The organism is Planococcus chinensis (assembly GCF_020071995.1).
Taxonomy (GTDB): Bacteria; Bacillota; Bacilli; order Bacillales_A; family Planococcaceae; genus Planococcus; species Planococcus chinensis_A.
In genome coordinates this window covers 398,966-413,629 of record NZ_JABWTK010000001.1, presented here as the reverse complement: position 1 = coordinate 413,629, position 14,664 = coordinate 398,966, and the positions used below count along the sequence as shown (strand labels likewise).

Genomic DNA, 14,664 nt, shown 5'->3' with positions numbered 1-14,664 from the left:
GCGCGTGCCGGATCGGTTTTTTTCGTGGTTGGGCGTTAATGGTCGGGGTTGGCATATCTTATTGGCGGTTTAGCAAAAGGCCGCCTGACCTCCTATTGGCGCTCGCGAAATCTCATTTTTGCGCCTTTTTCCTGCTCTAAATATTTATTATGAAAAGAAGTATAGCCACTCCCTTTCTTGCATGCTATGGTTTTATTTAAAAAAATGGAGGGATGGCTGTGATTTTGAAAACCAGGGGAATTTCACTCGAAAGGGAGCGGCTTGAGATGCTGCTCCGGCGGCTGCCGAAAACGCATGCTTTATACAAGGAAGTGAAGGAAGATTACTACAACGATTCCGCCGGGATTGGCGGCGAACAGCGTTTTGATGATTATGTAGCCGCCAGCCGATTGCCATTCCCCCATATTTTCCTGCACAATGTATCGTTAAGGTCTTTCCAGGCTTTTCAGTTGGATTCGCTGATGATTACGCCATGGTGTGTTTATGTCTGCGAAGTCAAAAACATGAGCGGGCGCCTCCGCTTTCAACAATCTCCCCTGCAGCTCATCCAGACCAAAGAAGACGGCAGCGTCATTGGGCGCAAAAGCCCCATCGAGCAAATCGACACGAACGGGTGGCTGCTGGATGAATGGCTGCACGCTTCCGGTGTCTCTTTGCCGATCCGCTCTGTACTTATCCTCTCCTACCCAAAACAAATTCCCGAAAATGTGCCTGATACCCACACCATTCTGTTTTCCCACCAGTTGCCGATGTTCCTCAATAAACCCCAAAGTGCATCAGCAGTCATGGGTCTTAGTGAAATGACCGAGTTGGCGAATAAAATCCTGGCTGCCCATTCGGATTATGTACCCAAACCGATCTGCAGCAATCCGGCATACCCGCTGCAAATGATGATCCGCGGCGTATGGTGCGTGGCATGCGGGCGTATCGGCATGAAGCGAACTTACGGCACCTGGCTGTGTCCATTTTGCGGGGAATCCGATAAACATGCGCATGTCCAGGCCATTCAAGACTGGCACCGGCTGACTGGCGGGCCGATTACGAACCGGATGTGCCGGGAAGTGCTGCAGATTGAGGACCGCCATTTGGCTAAACGGCTTTTGCACGATATGGATTTGAAGAAAAAGGGGACTTTTAAGGGTGCAAAATACGTTTTGGAGGCGAGTTGCTCGTATAGGGTATGAAGTTGCTCGTATATGCCCCGAAGTTGCTCGTATATTACTTGAAGTTGCTCATAACGCGCCAGCAGTTGCTCGTAAATGAAAACACAAAAAACCCGGCAGCCATTTCAGGGGCTGCCGGGTTTTTCAACGCTTATTTTTTATTGTTTTTATTCGCTTCCGTGGAAACGATTGTAGCTCCGCCTGATGCATTTGTTGTTACATCTGCATCGCCAAGCTCTACTACTTCAATCGACCCTTTGTCTTTAGAAGCTTCTTTTTCAGCTTTTTTGATTTCTTTTTCAGCTTGCTTTTCAGCTTTTTCGTGCTCTTTTTGCGCCTTTTCTTCAGCTTTCGCTTCCTGCTTAACGACTTTTTCCTGCTTTTTCAGTTCTTTTGTTTCCTGCATTTCCTGGCGTTTTGCTTTCAAATTGTCCACTGGGCCTTTAACTTTTTCTTTGACGGTGCTTGTGACACCGCTTGTCTTTTCTTTAGCTTGCCCCAGCGTGCCTTTCGCTTTATCCGTAACGCCGCTTGTCTTTTCTTTCACTTGGCCGACAGTGCCCTTGGCTTTTTCCGTAACACCGCCAAGCTTCTCTTTCGTGTCGGACGTTTTTTCTTTTACAACCGCCTGCATTTCTTTGCCGCTCTTCGGAGTCAGGAGGAGTCCGGCCGCAGCGCCGACAATGGCTCCGGTCGCTGCGCCTTTAAGGAATGAACTGCCGGTGATTCCGCCGCTCGAAGGTGGAGCCGGAATTTTGCCGATGCGGACAAGCCGCTCTTCCACTTCATCCACGATTTCTTCCAACGTGCGCCCTTTTGCTTCAACTAGAGGAACATTCATGTGAAAATCTGTTAAGTCCTCTTTGTCTCTGACGACCACGCAGTCATAATCCATCGCTTCTGTTTTATCATCCAACATCTCAGCTTCGTAGCCTCTTTTTTGCAATGCTTCTTTTACAGATGTAAACGGTTCTTCTACTGCAATTTTCACCATAATCTTGTCCACTCCTTTTTGAAATGTGTTTATCCCTGTATTTCCCCCTAATTCCTTACAACTAAACACAAAGCGGATAATGAAATATTTTTAATTTAACTGTAATTTAGACGAGTTGCGCAAAAGCTTCTTTACGACAACCGCTCCGAGCACTGCCCCGGACAGGCTGGAGATGAAAAAAGGCGGCAGGAAAAACAGTGCGGCCAGGTCTGTTCCCATTAAAATACGGGCATAAGGCACGGCAACGAGCGAAGCGATGATTCCGGTCCCGACTACTTCACCCGCAGCCGCAAACCAGACTTTACCGAATTTGGCATACATCACGCCAGCAATGAGCGCCCCGATCATTCCCCCAGGAAAAGCGAGGAGCGAGCCGGTTCCTGTCAGCACCCGGACAACTGCCGTCAAAAAGGCAATCAGCAATGCCGGCCCCGGCCCCAGGAGGACCGCTGCAATGACGTTCATCGCATGCTGGATCGGATAAGCGCGTGCGATGCCTGCCGGAAAAGAGACAAACGCTGAACCGGCGACACTGATGGCAACAAACATGGCAATCAGCACAAGTTTCTTAGTGCTCATTTTTCAGCACCTGCCTTTATCGATTCATTAAAGCGGCTGATTTGGAGGGGAATGCTCTCCGCTTGGGCAATGGCAGAAATCACCGCCACACCGTCCGCTCCTGCAGACCAAACCTGCCCGGCATTATCTGGCGTGATGCCGCCGATGCCGATTACCGGAAGTTCAGGATAACGGCTTTTCACAGCCACGATTCCTGAAATGCCTGCCGGGCTTTTAGCATCCGCTTTTGACTGCGTGCCAAAAACCGGGCCCATGCCGACGTAATCTGCACCGCTCCTTACGGCTTCTTCCGCTTCTAGCATTGAATGCACGGATACCCCCAAAATCTTGTCCGGCCCCAATAGGTGCCTTGCCGTACTTGCTTCCATATCTTCCTGTCCAATATGGATGCCGTCAGCATCAAGAATGCGGGCAAGCTCGACATCGTCATTGACGATGAACGGCACTTGATAGTCACGGCACAGCTGTTGGCATTCCGCTGCGAAATCCAGCAGCCGGTTCCCGGTTAAAGCACCTGCTCCTTTTTCCCTTAATTGGAAACAGCTAATGCCTCCTGCCAAAGCCGCTTCCAGGATCTCTATCGGATCCCGCCCCGCTGCATTCTGGCTGCCCAATATAAAATAAACTCCCGGCTTACTGAATAACCCGGACATGTTCGACGCCTCCATTTCTGCGCACGTTTGCCTGGTAGGCTGCATGATTGGTCGGCCCGTGTCCGGCGCCGATATGCAATTCTGCGCTGAGCGCTGCCTGGATAAACTGTTTCGCGGTGCAAATAGCGCTTTCCACCGGCTTACCCTTAGCCAGTTCCGCCGTCAGCGCGGCAGCAAATGTGCAGCCGGTTCCATGGGTCTGGCTGGTCTTGATGCGCGGCGAACGAAACAGCCTTTCTTGTCCGTCCTGCGCGAGGTAATAGTCTTCCGCAATTTCCGGATTTGCTGCATGGCCGCCTTTGATCACGACCGATGCGGCACCAAACGACAGGATTTTTTTGGCTGCCTGCTTCCTTGACGTTTCGTCATAGATGGAAACGCCGCTGATCACTTCCGCTTCCGGAAGGTTTGGCGTCACCACGAATGCCAGCGGCAGCAAGTGCTGCTTTAACGCGTCCACCGCTTCCTGCTGCAAAAGGCTTGCGCCGCCCTTGGCAATCATGACCGGGTCCACTACTAGGTTCTGCCAGCCGTATTGCCGGATGGCGGAGGCGGTTTCTTGAATGATTTCCGCATCAAACAGCATGCCCGTTTTCAATGCGGCAATCTGAAAATCCTCTCCGACAGCCCGCAGCTGTTCTCTCACTCCGTATAGCGGCACCGGGTAAATGCCTGTGACGCCAAGCGTGTTCTGTGCGGTCACTGCTGTAATGACCGACGTGGAATAAACACCAAGTTCCTGAAAGGTTTTAATGTCCGCCTGGATACCAGCTCCTCCTCCAGAATCAGATCCGGCAATGGTCAATGTTTGTGGAATCATCGCTTTAGCTCCCCTTCCTTTTGATTCATGAATTTATCCAGTTCGTCTTCGTCTATCGCTGCCAACCGGTCTAAAAATGCACGTTGAAATTCTCCCGGAAATTCTGCCTGCCGGCTCGCCAGTTCTCCTGCAATGGCGTAATAGCGCATGGCAGCTGCCGTTGCTTCAAAATGAGCTTTGGGATACACAGCCAGAAACGCTGCCACTGCAGCGCTGAGCAAGCAGCCCGTTCCTGTTATAGCTGCCATTGTTTTATGGCCGTATCGAATTTTAGAAAGCTGCTCACCGTCCGTGACAAAATCCGTTTCACCGGATACGGCCACAACCAATCCATAACGTTTGGCGGCAGTCCGAGCCAATTCCCCAACATTTCCCTTTCCTTCCCCTGCGTCGACGCCTTTTGCCTGCCAGTCGGCACCCACAATTGCTGCCAATTCTCCGGCATTGCAGCGGATAACAGAGACTCTCACTTCTTCCAGGATTTTATTGACCGCGTTTTTCCGAAATTCCGTCGCGCCTACTCCAACCGGATCGAGCACGACCGGCGTTCCAAGCCCGTTGGCTGTTTTCCCGGCAATCAGCATGCTGTTTAAACTTTGGCTGTTCAAGGTTCCGATATTAAGTGACACCGCATCCGCTAAAGCGGCCAGTTCAGCCGCCTCTTCCGGCGCTTCACCCATAATGGGTGAGGCCCCGAGCGCCAGCAGCCCGTTTGCCTGGAAGTTCGAGACGACGTGATTGGTGATGCAATGGACGATCGGGTTTTCTGCACGCACTTTTTCCAGCATTTCAGACACCTGCCTGGCTATACGTATTTATCGTCCAGGATTCTTGCCGCCATGCCTGCTCCCAGAAATTCCATTCGTAGTAGCTGCTTCGGCGGAACCGGTCTTTCAGCTCTGTCCGGCGTTTTTCCGGCAGGCCGGATGCCAGTCTGTCCATGCGGTCCTTCTGTTCTTTGACCAATTCGCCGAATTCCGCCGATCCGTATGTGCCAATCCAGCGGTCATAGATCGGATGGTCGGGTTTGGCGTTCTTTAGCCGTTCGCCAATTTCGTGGTAAAGCCAGTAGCAGGGCAGAATCGAAGCGACCACATCAGCCAAGTCGCCTTCTGCCGCACGGTACATATGAGAAACATAGGCATAGGCACTCGGTGACGGTTCAAAAACTTCCCAGTCCTCATCCGTAATTCCTAGCAGTTCCATGAACGACTCGTGCAAAGCAAGTTCAGCGGCGCACGTATGCTCGGAATGAAAAGCAAAACGTTTTGTCGTCTCGAGATCGGTTGCTTTGACTGCCCCGATAGCCTGGATTTTTGCGAAATGGCTTAAATAATAGGCGTCCTGCATAACATAATGCCGGAATACATCCAGCGGCAGCGTGCCGTCCGCGATGCCTTTTACAAACGGATGATCAAAACTTGCCTGCCATAACTCGTTGCATTCGCTGCGTACTTCTTCACAAAATTCCATTTCTCCATCTCCTTTGAGTTTCGGCTTTAGCGCCCGGCTTTTTTGGTCTCCGTGCACGTCTGCCGTTTTGCCAAATAAAAAACGCCGCTTTCCAGTAAAGGAAAGCGGCGTATGCAGTCAAATTAAGTAAAGCAGCATGCGTTCGCCACTTCCCTCCGCTGGTATGATCCAGATCAGGTTCAAAGGGTCCGAGCTTATGCCCGTCTCAGCCGATATCCGGCTCCCCTAGTGGTGTTAATTATTCGGTTGTCAAAATCACTTTAACACAAATTTACGAAACTACAACAGGCTTTTCTGATTTTTCAGGCTTGATACGCTCCCCGCTGACCGGATCAAAGAAATGGACGCGCGACATATCGAATGCAAGGCGCGCTGTCTGGCCCGGCTCGATGCGGTTGTCGGCATCCACGCGGGCAATAAATTCCTGTTCGCCGTAAACGGCATAAATGATCGTTTCAGCACCCGTCAGTTCGGATACAGTAATGACCGCATCGATATCGCTGTGCGGAATGCCTGTTAAATCTTCGTTGTTTACATGAATATGTTCAGGCCGGATGCCAAGCGTAATCGGCGCACCGTCATAGCCTTGATTCTTAAGTATATTCAATGTTTCAGCAGGAATGTCGATAATGCGGTCGCCCATGACGAATGCACCGCCTTCTAATTTCCCGTCAAAGAAGTTCATGGCCGGTGAACCGATAAAGCCGCCGACAAAACGGTTGGCCGGGAAATCGTATACTTCTTTCGGGCTGCCTACCTGCTGGATCAGGCCGCTCTTCATGATGACAATGCGCGTCGCCATCGTCATCGCTTCTGTCTGATCGTGCGTCACGTAAATAGTCGTGGTCTTCAGGCGGTTATGGAGCTTGGCGATTTCAGCACGCATTTGAACGCGAAGCTTGGCATCCAGGTTGGATAACGGCTCATCCATCAGGAACACTTTGGCGTCGCGTACAATCGCACGACCCAAAGCAACACGCTGGCGCTGCCCTCCAGAAAGCGCTTTCGGTTTCCGGTCCAGGTATTCTTCCAGGCCGAGAATGGCAGCAGCTTCATTTACCCGTCTTTTGATTTCCTCTTTTTTGAATTTGCGCAGCTTTAATCCGAATGCCATGTTTTCATAGACCGTCATGTGCGGATAAAGCGCATAGTTCTGGAAAACCATCGCGATGTCGCGTTCTTTCGGCTGAACGTCATTCATTCGCTTTCCGTCGATGAAAAACTCTCCGTCTGTTATTTCTTCCAAGCCGGCAATCATGCGAAGCGTTGTGGATTTCCCACAGCCCGAGGGGCCGACAAAGACAATAAATTCTTCGTTTTTGATGTGAAGATTAAAATCGGTTACGGCGGTAGCACCATTATCGTATGTCTTCCCTAAATTGTTGATTAGAATCTCTGCCATTATGCCACTCCCCATTCTTTTTTACCTTAATTATAAACAGTTTTCTGTATATTACAAATCGCAAATTGGAAAATAAATGTTCATACCCAATTTCAAAACCGCTTAAACTCGGTATTTAGTCCTATTATCTGTATATTTAGATTACTCTTTGAAAAGAAGGAGTAGTTGTTATATACTTCTACTAGACATGAGAAGCTGGAAGATTTTACGGTTCTTTTTCTAATGAAAAAGGGGCATTTTTTCGCTGAAAATCAGGCAAAATCGTCTCTTTACTTCGACTGTCGAAGATATTATTTGTACTTATTTTCAAAATACACCAAAAGGAGTGGAACAAGATGAACAAATTAAAAATTTTCATCGTCTTAATTGCCGGCCTTGCTTTGATTCTCAGCGGCTGTTCGGGCTTTCAGACGAACAACAGCGGCGGCGACGAGGCAGCGGTAAACGAAGACGGCAAAACTGTCGTCGATTTTTGGACGTTTTGGGGATCCGAAATCCGCCGTCCGATAATTGAACAAATCATCACGGATTTCAACGAATCGCAGGAGGAAATTGAAGTAAAACACACTTATCTGCCATTCGGCGATATCTGGACCAAAGAATTGGCAGCCATCGCTGCAGGCGATCCGCCTGATGTCGTCATCAACGACATCAATGCCACTGCTCTCCGCGGCCAGAAAAAACAGGCGATGAATTTGTCGACGTTTTTGGAAGAAGATGATATTTCCAAGCGCTTCTATCCGGAACTTTGGGACGCAACTCTTTATGAAGGCGATTCATACGGCATTCCTTTTAATACCGATACACGTGTACTTTTCTATAACAAAGACGCCTTTAAAGAAGCGGGGCTGGATCCTGAAAAACCGCCGACTACCTGGGCAGAGCTGGAAGAATATGCAGCAAAACTCGACAAAAAAGAAGGCAACAACTATGACCAGATCGGCTTCTACCCACTTTGGGGAATCGGCTATGACGTATGGCTCTTGAATGCCAACGGCCAAAACTATTTTGACGAACAAGATAACTTTGAAATTGATACGCCTAAAAACGAAGAAGTGCTGAACTGGCTTAAATCCTGGAAAGACAAATACGGCGATGACGTCATCAACTCCTACCAGGCCCAAATTGACAGCCAGCAAGGACACCCGTTCTTCAGCGGCGATCTGGCGATGATTGCCCAGGCACCGACCTTCTACACACAAATCCGCGACTACGCACCTGATTTGAATTTCGGCGTCGTCGAACTTCCGGAATATGAAGAAGGCAACGGCCACACGAGCTGGGGCGGCGGCTTTGTCGCTGAAATCCCGGAAGGATCGAAAAATTCCGAAGCAGCTTGGGAATTCATCAAATATTTGACAGACGTGGAAGCGCAGGAATACTGGGCAGTGAAAAACTTCGACAATATTGCCAATGTCGAAGCGGCGGAAGCGGCGGCAAAATCCGATGAATTCAATGAAGACGGCACCATGGTATATGAAAAGGCCGTTGAGAACATGGAGCATACTTTATTGACTCCGGTTCCGGTATTTGCACCGGACTTCAGCAGCCTGATCAATCCGAACGTTGATGAATTCCTGCTCGGTTCGATGACAGCGAAAGAAGCGCTGACGAAATCGCAGACCGATGTCGAGAACTTAATCGAGAAAAACAAGTAACAAGGAGGTGTCACTTTGGGGAAAAAAAGATTGACCATGCGGCGCAAAGAAAGCATATATGGCTATATTTTCGTGTTGCCATGGATCATCGGCTTTCTCGCTTTCACTGCGGGGCCTTTGGTATTTTCATTTGTGGCAAGTTTTACAAACTATAATATTACATCGCAGATGGACTTTGTCGGAGCAGAAAATTATCAAGGGCTTTTCACTGAGGACAGTCTTTTTTGGACCTCCCTTTGGAATACCTTGTACTTCGTTATCTTTTCTGTGCCGTTGACCACAATCGGCGCTATTTTCCTATCGGCGCTCTTGAATCAGGACATTCCCGGCATGCGCATATTCCGGACGCTGTATTATTTGCCGGCAGTCCTGTCAGGTGTGGGCGTTTATATGCTGTGGATGCAGCTGCTTGATCCGGGAACCGGGATGGTCAATCTGGTCCTCAGCTGGTTTGGCATTGACGGACCGAACTGGCTGTTTGACCCCGACTGGACAAAGCCTTCCATCATTTTCATGAAGCTATGGAGCGTCGGCGGCTCGATGCTGTTGTATCTGGCGAGCATGCAGGGCGTTTCCAAATCGCTTTATGAAGCGGCTGAAATCGACGGCGCCAATACATGGAAAAAGTTTTTCCACATTACGATTCCGATGATTACGCCGGTCATTTTCTTTGATGTCGTGACCAGCCTGATCGGCGGCTTCCAGATTTTCCAGGAAGCATACGTTATGTCCAATAACGGCGAAGGCGGACCTGCCAACTCCTTGCTGTTCTATAACTTGTACATGTGGAAGCAGGCCTTCACCAACTTCAATATGGGCTACGCCATGGCGATGTCATGGATTCTCTTTGTCATCGTCTTCATCTTGACGATTTTCAATCTTAAACTCGCTCCCCGTTGGGTGCATTACGAAGGGGAGGAGAAGTAAATGGACAAACCGACGGATAATCTCGACTATTTAGACAAGGCAGATGATCTGAAAACCATTGAAACGGCGAATGAAAATCCCAGTTTCTTTGAACACCGGGGCAACCGCAAAAACATCCTGGTGGTTTTCAATTTTGTCCTGCTCGCGATCGGTAGTTTGCTGATTCTCTCCCCTCTCTGGTGGATGTTTGCGACTTCCCTTAAAACGATGGCGGAAGTGATGAGTTTCCCGCCGTCGTTCTGGCCGGAGGATTGGCTGTTCTCAAACTACATCAAGACATGGGAAGCGGCGCCTTTCACCCGCTACACCATCAATACGCTGACCATCACGATTCTGGTCGTCATCGGCAATGTCTTATCCAACTCGTTCATTGCCTACGGCTTTGCAAAAATCCCGTTCCGCGGCAAAAATGTCCTGTTCGCCATCGTTCTGGCGACCATGATGATTCCCGGATTCGTTACCCTGATTCCGCAGTATGTGTTGTTTGCGAACCTCGGCTGGGTTAATACGTATTACCCGCTGATTGTGCCGGCGTTTTTCGGCAGCGCATTCAATATCTTCCTGCTGCGCCAGTTCTATATGACAATTCCGACTGAATTGATCGAAGCCGCAAAAATGGAAGGCGCCAACCATTTCTACATTTGGTGGAAAATCGGATTGCCGCTCACCAAGCCGGCAATCGCCACCGTCGCCATCTTCTCGTTTAACGGCGCTTGGAACGACTTTCTGGGGCCGCTCCTGTACTTGAACGACGAGAACCTGTATACGCTCCAAATCGGCTTGCAGGTATTTAAAGGGCAGCTCAGCACCCAATGGAATTACTTGATGGCCGGCTCGCTTCTTGTATTGCTGCCAGTCATCCTGATTTTCTTCTTTTTCCAGAAATACTTTATCCAGGGCATCAACCTCCAGTCCGGAGGAAAATAAAGAACGCGTGGACGCAAAATCCCATCGGCAACGATTGCCGATGGGATTTTTTATTTTTCATAAATCGCTATTTGTCCGTAAATCACTGAAAGCTTGAGTTTATTTGCGTTTAAAAGTTTTTATTTGCGTTCACACTGGGTTTATTTGCGCTTAAAACAGTTTATTTGCGTTCAACAAAATTCGACACAAAAAAGGGCATCCCACACAGAGGGATGCCCTTTTTCAACCAGCCTGCTCTTATAGAGCAGCTGTTTTTTCTTTTTTGATTTGTTTGCTTCGCAATTGGCCGCAAGCCGCGTCGATGTCCGCGCCTTGTTCCTGGCGCACGCCGCAGTTGATGCCTTTCTTTTTCAAAGCGTCGAAGAAAGCGCTGATCGCTTCCGGTGTGCTTTGCTGGTACTGGTCATGCTCGCTGACGGAGTTGTACGGAATCAAGTTGACGTATGACAAGTGGCGCTTGTCTTCAAGCAGCTTCGCCAATTGGTTCGCTTCTTCAACATGGTCGTTGACGTCGCGCAGCAAGATGTATTCGAATGTGATGCGGCGGTTGGATTTCTCCAAATAGTAATCGATGGCCGCCATCAATTTCTCGATCGGGTAGGCTTTGTTGATTTTCATGATGCGTGAACGCAATTCATTGTTCGGCGCGTGGATAGAAATTGCCAGGTTAACCTGCAGGCCTTCGTCCGCATAATCGTAGATTTTCGGCACGATACCGCTTGTTGAAACGGTAATGTGGCGAGCTCCGATAGCCAAACCCTTTTGTGAGTTGACGACATTCAAGAAGCCCATCAAGTTTGTGTAGTTATCGAACGGTTCGCCGATCCCCATAACCACGATGTGGCTAACGCGCTCATCTTTTTTCTGTGCATCAAAGTGAGCCTGCACTTGCATGATCTGCTCGACGATTTCGCCCGCGTTTAAATCGCGGCTCTTTTTCAAAAGTCCGCTGGCGCAGAAACTGCAGCCGATGTTACAGCCGACCTGTGTCGTTACACAAACCGAGTTGCCGTATTTAAAGCGCATCAAAACCGTTTCAATCAAGTTGCCGTCCTGCAGACGGAAAAGGAATTTGATTGTGCCGTCAGCAGATTCCTGCTTGACCGCTTCTGTTAAAGTACGGATCGCAAAGTTCTCTTCCAAAAGCGCAATGACCTCTTTACTGAGGTTGTTCATCTGGGAGAATTCAGTGACGCGTTTAATATATAGCCAATCCCAAACTTGTTCAGCACGGAATTTCTTTTGTCCATTTTCTAAAAACCATTCTTTTAATTGATCAATCGTCAATCCATAGATGGAATTTTTCATTATTAGTACCCTCATTTCAGAATTTCACAATTGCTTATTATAATACTAAAAATTACCTTTGACAACAACTATTTTTGTTTATACAGAAAAATCTGTTTTTAATAACGGATTAAATCATCTGCTTCTGGGTAAAACTGATATATAAAGGAGGCGATGAAATGGGCGAAATCACACATGTCGGGCTGGCAGTCCCCGATTTGGACCAAGCAATGGACTGGTATTGCAAAGTGTTCGGCTTTTACGTGCTCGCAGGTCCTTTTGACTTTGACGCAGCAGAAGCGGAACCGGATAACATGACCCAGGATCTGCAAGGGCCTGAAGTCCAGAAAATGCGCAATGTGCATTTGATGTCGCTTGGCGGAATCGGCATTGAACTGTTTGAGTTCCAGGAACCCCTATTTAAAGGAGAAATCGCATTTCCCCATAAGGGATTTTTCCATATCTGCCTGATTGTCGACAACCTAATCGAGACCATCGAACGGATCGTCCAACACGGGGGCAAGCAGCGCAGCAAAATCTGGAAAACTTCAAAAACAAAACCGCATTACCTGGTTTATACCGAAGACCCCTTCGGCAACATTGTCGAACTCTACACCCGCAACACATCCGACATGTACGGCGGGCAATAGGAAAAGCGGAAAGAGCCGGTTAGCTTCGACAGGCATAAGACGATTCGGCGAAGCGGCGTTTTTTGCCGCACAGCCGGAGTGGCTTATGACCCGAGAAGCTGGCTCTTGCAGCTGGACAGTAAGAAAAGCGGAAGCGCCCGTTTTAGCCCCGACAAGCGCTGGAAGCCTTGCCGGTAATGGCGTTCTTTGCCATTGCAGGCGAGGCTGAAGCGACTCGAGGGGCAAGGCGCTGGAGTCTGGACAATAACAAAAAGCGGAAAGAGCCGGTTAGCTTCGACAAGCAAGTTATGGGCCAAAGGGAATTTGGAACATAACTTTGCGACGAAGCACGAAGTGCTGCAACGCACTTTCATGTCCCAAAGCTAGCGCAGCGATGCAACGCTCTTTCATGTTCCGAAGCTAGCGCAGCGATGCAGGAACAGGGACAGGGACAGGAGCTGGACAATAAAAAAGCGCAGCCGCTCGCACCATCCCTAAAAAACCAGCCTTTCCGTCGATTCGGAAAGGCTGGTTTTTATCAGTTTACACCAATTGTTCTTTTTTCGGCAGCATCGAACCATGCTGAGCCAAGTTCGTGTGCCATGCAAAAGCTTTTTCCAGCACGTGCGGTGTTTGGCCGCCGCGCGTCAATGCTTCTGCGTAATACTCGCGAAGAGCTTCGCGGTAAGAAGGGTGGACACAGTTTTCAATGATGAGGCCGACGCGTTCACGAGGCGCAAGCCCGCGAAGGTCTGCATAGCCCTGCTCTGTCACAACCACATCCACATCATGTTCCGTATGGTCTATGTGGGACACGAACGGCACAACGCTTGAAACTTTGCCTTCTTTGGCAATCGACTTCGTGACAAAAATAGCAAGGCGTGCGTTTCGGGCAAAATCACCTGACCCTCCGATGCCATTCATCATTTTTGTGCCGCATACATGGGTTGAATTGACGTTTCCGTAGATATCAAATTCAAGTGCTGTATTAATGGAAATCAAACCGAGGCGGCGGATAAGTTCCGGATGATTCGAAATTTCCTGCGGACGAAGAACAATTTTATCGCGGTATTTTTCAAAATCTCCGTAAACCTGCTTCATTTTCTCTTCAGAAAGCGTAATTGAACAGCAGGAAGCGAAATCCACTTTGCCGGCGTCCATCAAATCGAATACAGCGTCCTGCAATACTTCCGAATACACTTCCAGGTTTTTAAACTCCGAATCGATCATGCCATGCAGCACGGCGTTTGCCACGGACCCGATTCCGGATTGAAGCGGCGCCAATTTTTCTGTCAATCGTTCTGCACGGATTTCCGAACGCAGGAATTCAAGCAGATGGTCGGCCATCATTTTCGTTTCCTTGTCCGGCTGGACGATTGTCGAGGCAGAATCTTCCTGCTTTGTAAATACGATGCCTCGGATTTTATCCAATTCGACCGGTATGCCGATTGTTCCAATGCGATCATCGACTTTGGTCAACGGAATCGGCATGCGCTCGCCTTGCTTTCCAGCATCGTAAATATCATGGAGCCCTTCAAATAATTCCGGCTGTGCCATATTGATCTCCACAATGATGTTTTTGGCATGTTTTGCAAAGACCGCTGAATTCCCTACAGACGTTGTCGGGATGATCATTCCATCTTCAGTTATCGAAAGCGCTTCCACAATCGCAAAGTCAATTGTTTCCGTCACATTGGTGCGAATCCATTCCGCTGTATGGGATAAGTGATGGTCGACAAACAGCATTTCGCCTTCGTTGATTTTTTTGCGCATCGCCGGCTCTGCCTGGAACGGCAACCGTTTGTTGACAATGCCCGCTTCTGCAAACAATTTATCGATATCCGAACCCAATGATGCCCCTGTAAATACATTCACTTTGAAGCTTTCTGTTTCCGCCCGCTTTATTAAAGCAAAAGGAACCGCCTTTACATCGCCGGCACGCGTAAATCCGCTAAGGCCCAATGTCATGCCGTCCTGAATCCACGAAGCCGCTTCTTCAGGCGTTACTACACGATTCTCTAATCCAGCAGCTCTTACCCGTCCAAGTTTTTTCTCCATATTTATCACTCTCTTTCGAAGTTAATAGGCAAACCTACATTTGACACGAGATAAAGCGTTTTCATGAGCGACCGCTCAGTTTTAATCCGTTTTG

14 protein-coding genes and 1 riboswitch are annotated in these 14,664 nt (G+C 48.9%); of the genes, 5 read left to right on the top strand and 9 right to left on the bottom strand.

From position 1 onward, the window contains the following. The first annotated feature begins 218 nt into the window (after positions 1–218). Positions 219–1,184 carry a nuclease-related domain-containing protein gene (locus HU147_RS02035; RefSeq protein ID WP_224074649.1) on the top strand — a complete coding sequence of 322 codons (966 nt, stop codon included), beginning with the start codon at positions 219–221 and terminating at the stop codon, positions 1,182–1,184. Positions 1,185–1,314: 130 nt separating this feature from the next. Here the strand turns inward: HU147_RS02035 and HU147_RS02030 are convergent, their stop codons facing one another. The 7 genes from HU147_RS02030 to HU147_RS02000 form a co-directional block, all read right to left on the bottom strand. Continuing rightward, entirely contained in the window at positions 1,315–2,157 is an 843-nt protein-coding gene (locus tag HU147_RS02030; protein ID WP_224074648.1) for a YkuS family protein, read from the bottom strand. A 90-nt stretch (positions 2,158–2,247) separates the two neighbouring features. Then, positions 2,248–2,736 carry an energy coupling factor transporter S component ThiW gene (gene thiW / locus HU147_RS02025; RefSeq protein WP_224074647.1) on the bottom strand — a complete coding sequence of 163 codons (489 nt, stop codon included), beginning with the start codon at positions 2,734–2,736 and terminating at the stop codon, positions 2,248–2,250. Further along, positions 2,733–3,389, bottom strand: coding sequence for a thiamine phosphate synthase (gene thiE, locus HU147_RS02020; RefSeq protein WP_224074646.1), 657 nt, complete (start codon positions 3,387–3,389; stop codon positions 2,733–2,735). The genes thiW and thiE overlap by 4 nt, the downstream gene beginning before the upstream one ends. Next, the gene (gene thiD / locus HU147_RS02015; RefSeq protein WP_224074645.1) at positions 3,370–4,209 is read right to left on the bottom strand and encodes a bifunctional hydroxymethylpyrimidine kinase/phosphomethylpyrimidine kinase; all 840 of its coding nucleotides are present in this window, start codon (positions 4,207–4,209) and stop codon (positions 3,370–3,372) included. The genes thiE and thiD overlap by 20 nt, the downstream gene beginning before the upstream one ends. After that, on the bottom strand, positions 4,206–4,997 hold the full coding sequence (thiM, locus tag HU147_RS02010) for a hydroxyethylthiazole kinase (protein ID WP_224074644.1): 792 nt from the start codon (positions 4,995–4,997) through the stop codon (positions 4,206–4,208). Before thiM ends, thiD begins: the two co-directional genes overlap by 4 nt. Before the next feature lies 1 nt (position 4,998). Then, entirely contained in the window at positions 4,999–5,682 is a 684-nt protein-coding gene (tenA, locus tag HU147_RS02005; protein ID WP_224074643.1) for a thiaminase II, read from the bottom strand. A gap of 133 nt (positions 5,683–5,815) precedes the next feature. Continuing rightward, positions 5,816–5,919: riboswitch (TPP riboswitch) on the bottom strand. Between the two features lie 34 nt (positions 5,920–5,953). Next, complete coding sequence (locus HU147_RS02000) at positions 5,954–7,084, bottom strand: ABC transporter ATP-binding protein (RefSeq protein WP_224074642.1); 1,131 nt, start codon at positions 7,082–7,084, stop codon at positions 5,954–5,956. Between the two features lie 335 nt (positions 7,085–7,419). On the opposite strand from HU147_RS02000, the gene HU147_RS01995 reads away from it, so the two are divergent. Genes HU147_RS01995 through HU147_RS01985 form a run of 3 tightly spaced genes read left to right on the top strand, consistent with a single transcriptional unit; the run spans position 7,420 to position 10,596 of the window. Further along, on the top strand, positions 7,420–8,742 hold the full coding sequence (locus tag HU147_RS01995) for an ABC transporter substrate-binding protein (protein ID WP_224074641.1): 1,323 nt from the start codon (positions 7,420–7,422) through the stop codon (positions 8,740–8,742). A gap of 15 nt (positions 8,743–8,757) precedes the next feature. Continuing rightward, the gene (locus tag HU147_RS01990) at positions 8,758–9,669 is read left to right on the top strand and encodes a carbohydrate ABC transporter permease (RefSeq protein WP_224074640.1); all 912 of its coding nucleotides are present in this window, start codon (positions 8,758–8,760) and stop codon (positions 9,667–9,669) included. Next, positions 9,670–10,596: a carbohydrate ABC transporter permease gene (locus HU147_RS01985; protein WP_224074639.1), complete on the top strand. Its 927-nt coding sequence runs from the start codon at positions 9,670–9,672 to the stop codon at positions 10,594–10,596. Positions 10,597–10,833: 237 nt separating this feature from the next. Here HU147_RS01985 and rlmN read toward each other — a convergent pair whose 3' ends face one another. Further along, positions 10,834–11,904, bottom strand: coding sequence for a 23S rRNA (adenine(2503)-C(2))-methyltransferase RlmN (rlmN, locus tag HU147_RS01980; RefSeq protein ID WP_224074638.1), 1,071 nt, complete (start codon positions 11,902–11,904; stop codon positions 10,834–10,836). 158 nt (positions 11,905–12,062) lie between these two features. On the opposite strand from rlmN, the gene HU147_RS01975 reads away from it, so the two are divergent. Next, positions 12,063–12,533 (top strand): VOC family protein, encoded by a 471-nt coding sequence (locus HU147_RS01975; RefSeq protein WP_224074637.1) that lies wholly within the window; start codon positions 12,063–12,065, stop codon positions 12,531–12,533. 522 nt (positions 12,534–13,055) lie between these two features. Here HU147_RS01975 and HU147_RS01970 read toward each other — a convergent pair. Further along, positions 13,056–14,570, bottom strand: coding sequence for an acetyl-CoA hydrolase/transferase family protein (locus HU147_RS01970; RefSeq protein WP_224074636.1), 1,515 nt, complete (start codon positions 14,568–14,570; stop codon positions 13,056–13,058). Positions 14,571–14,664: the final 94 nt, after the last annotated feature.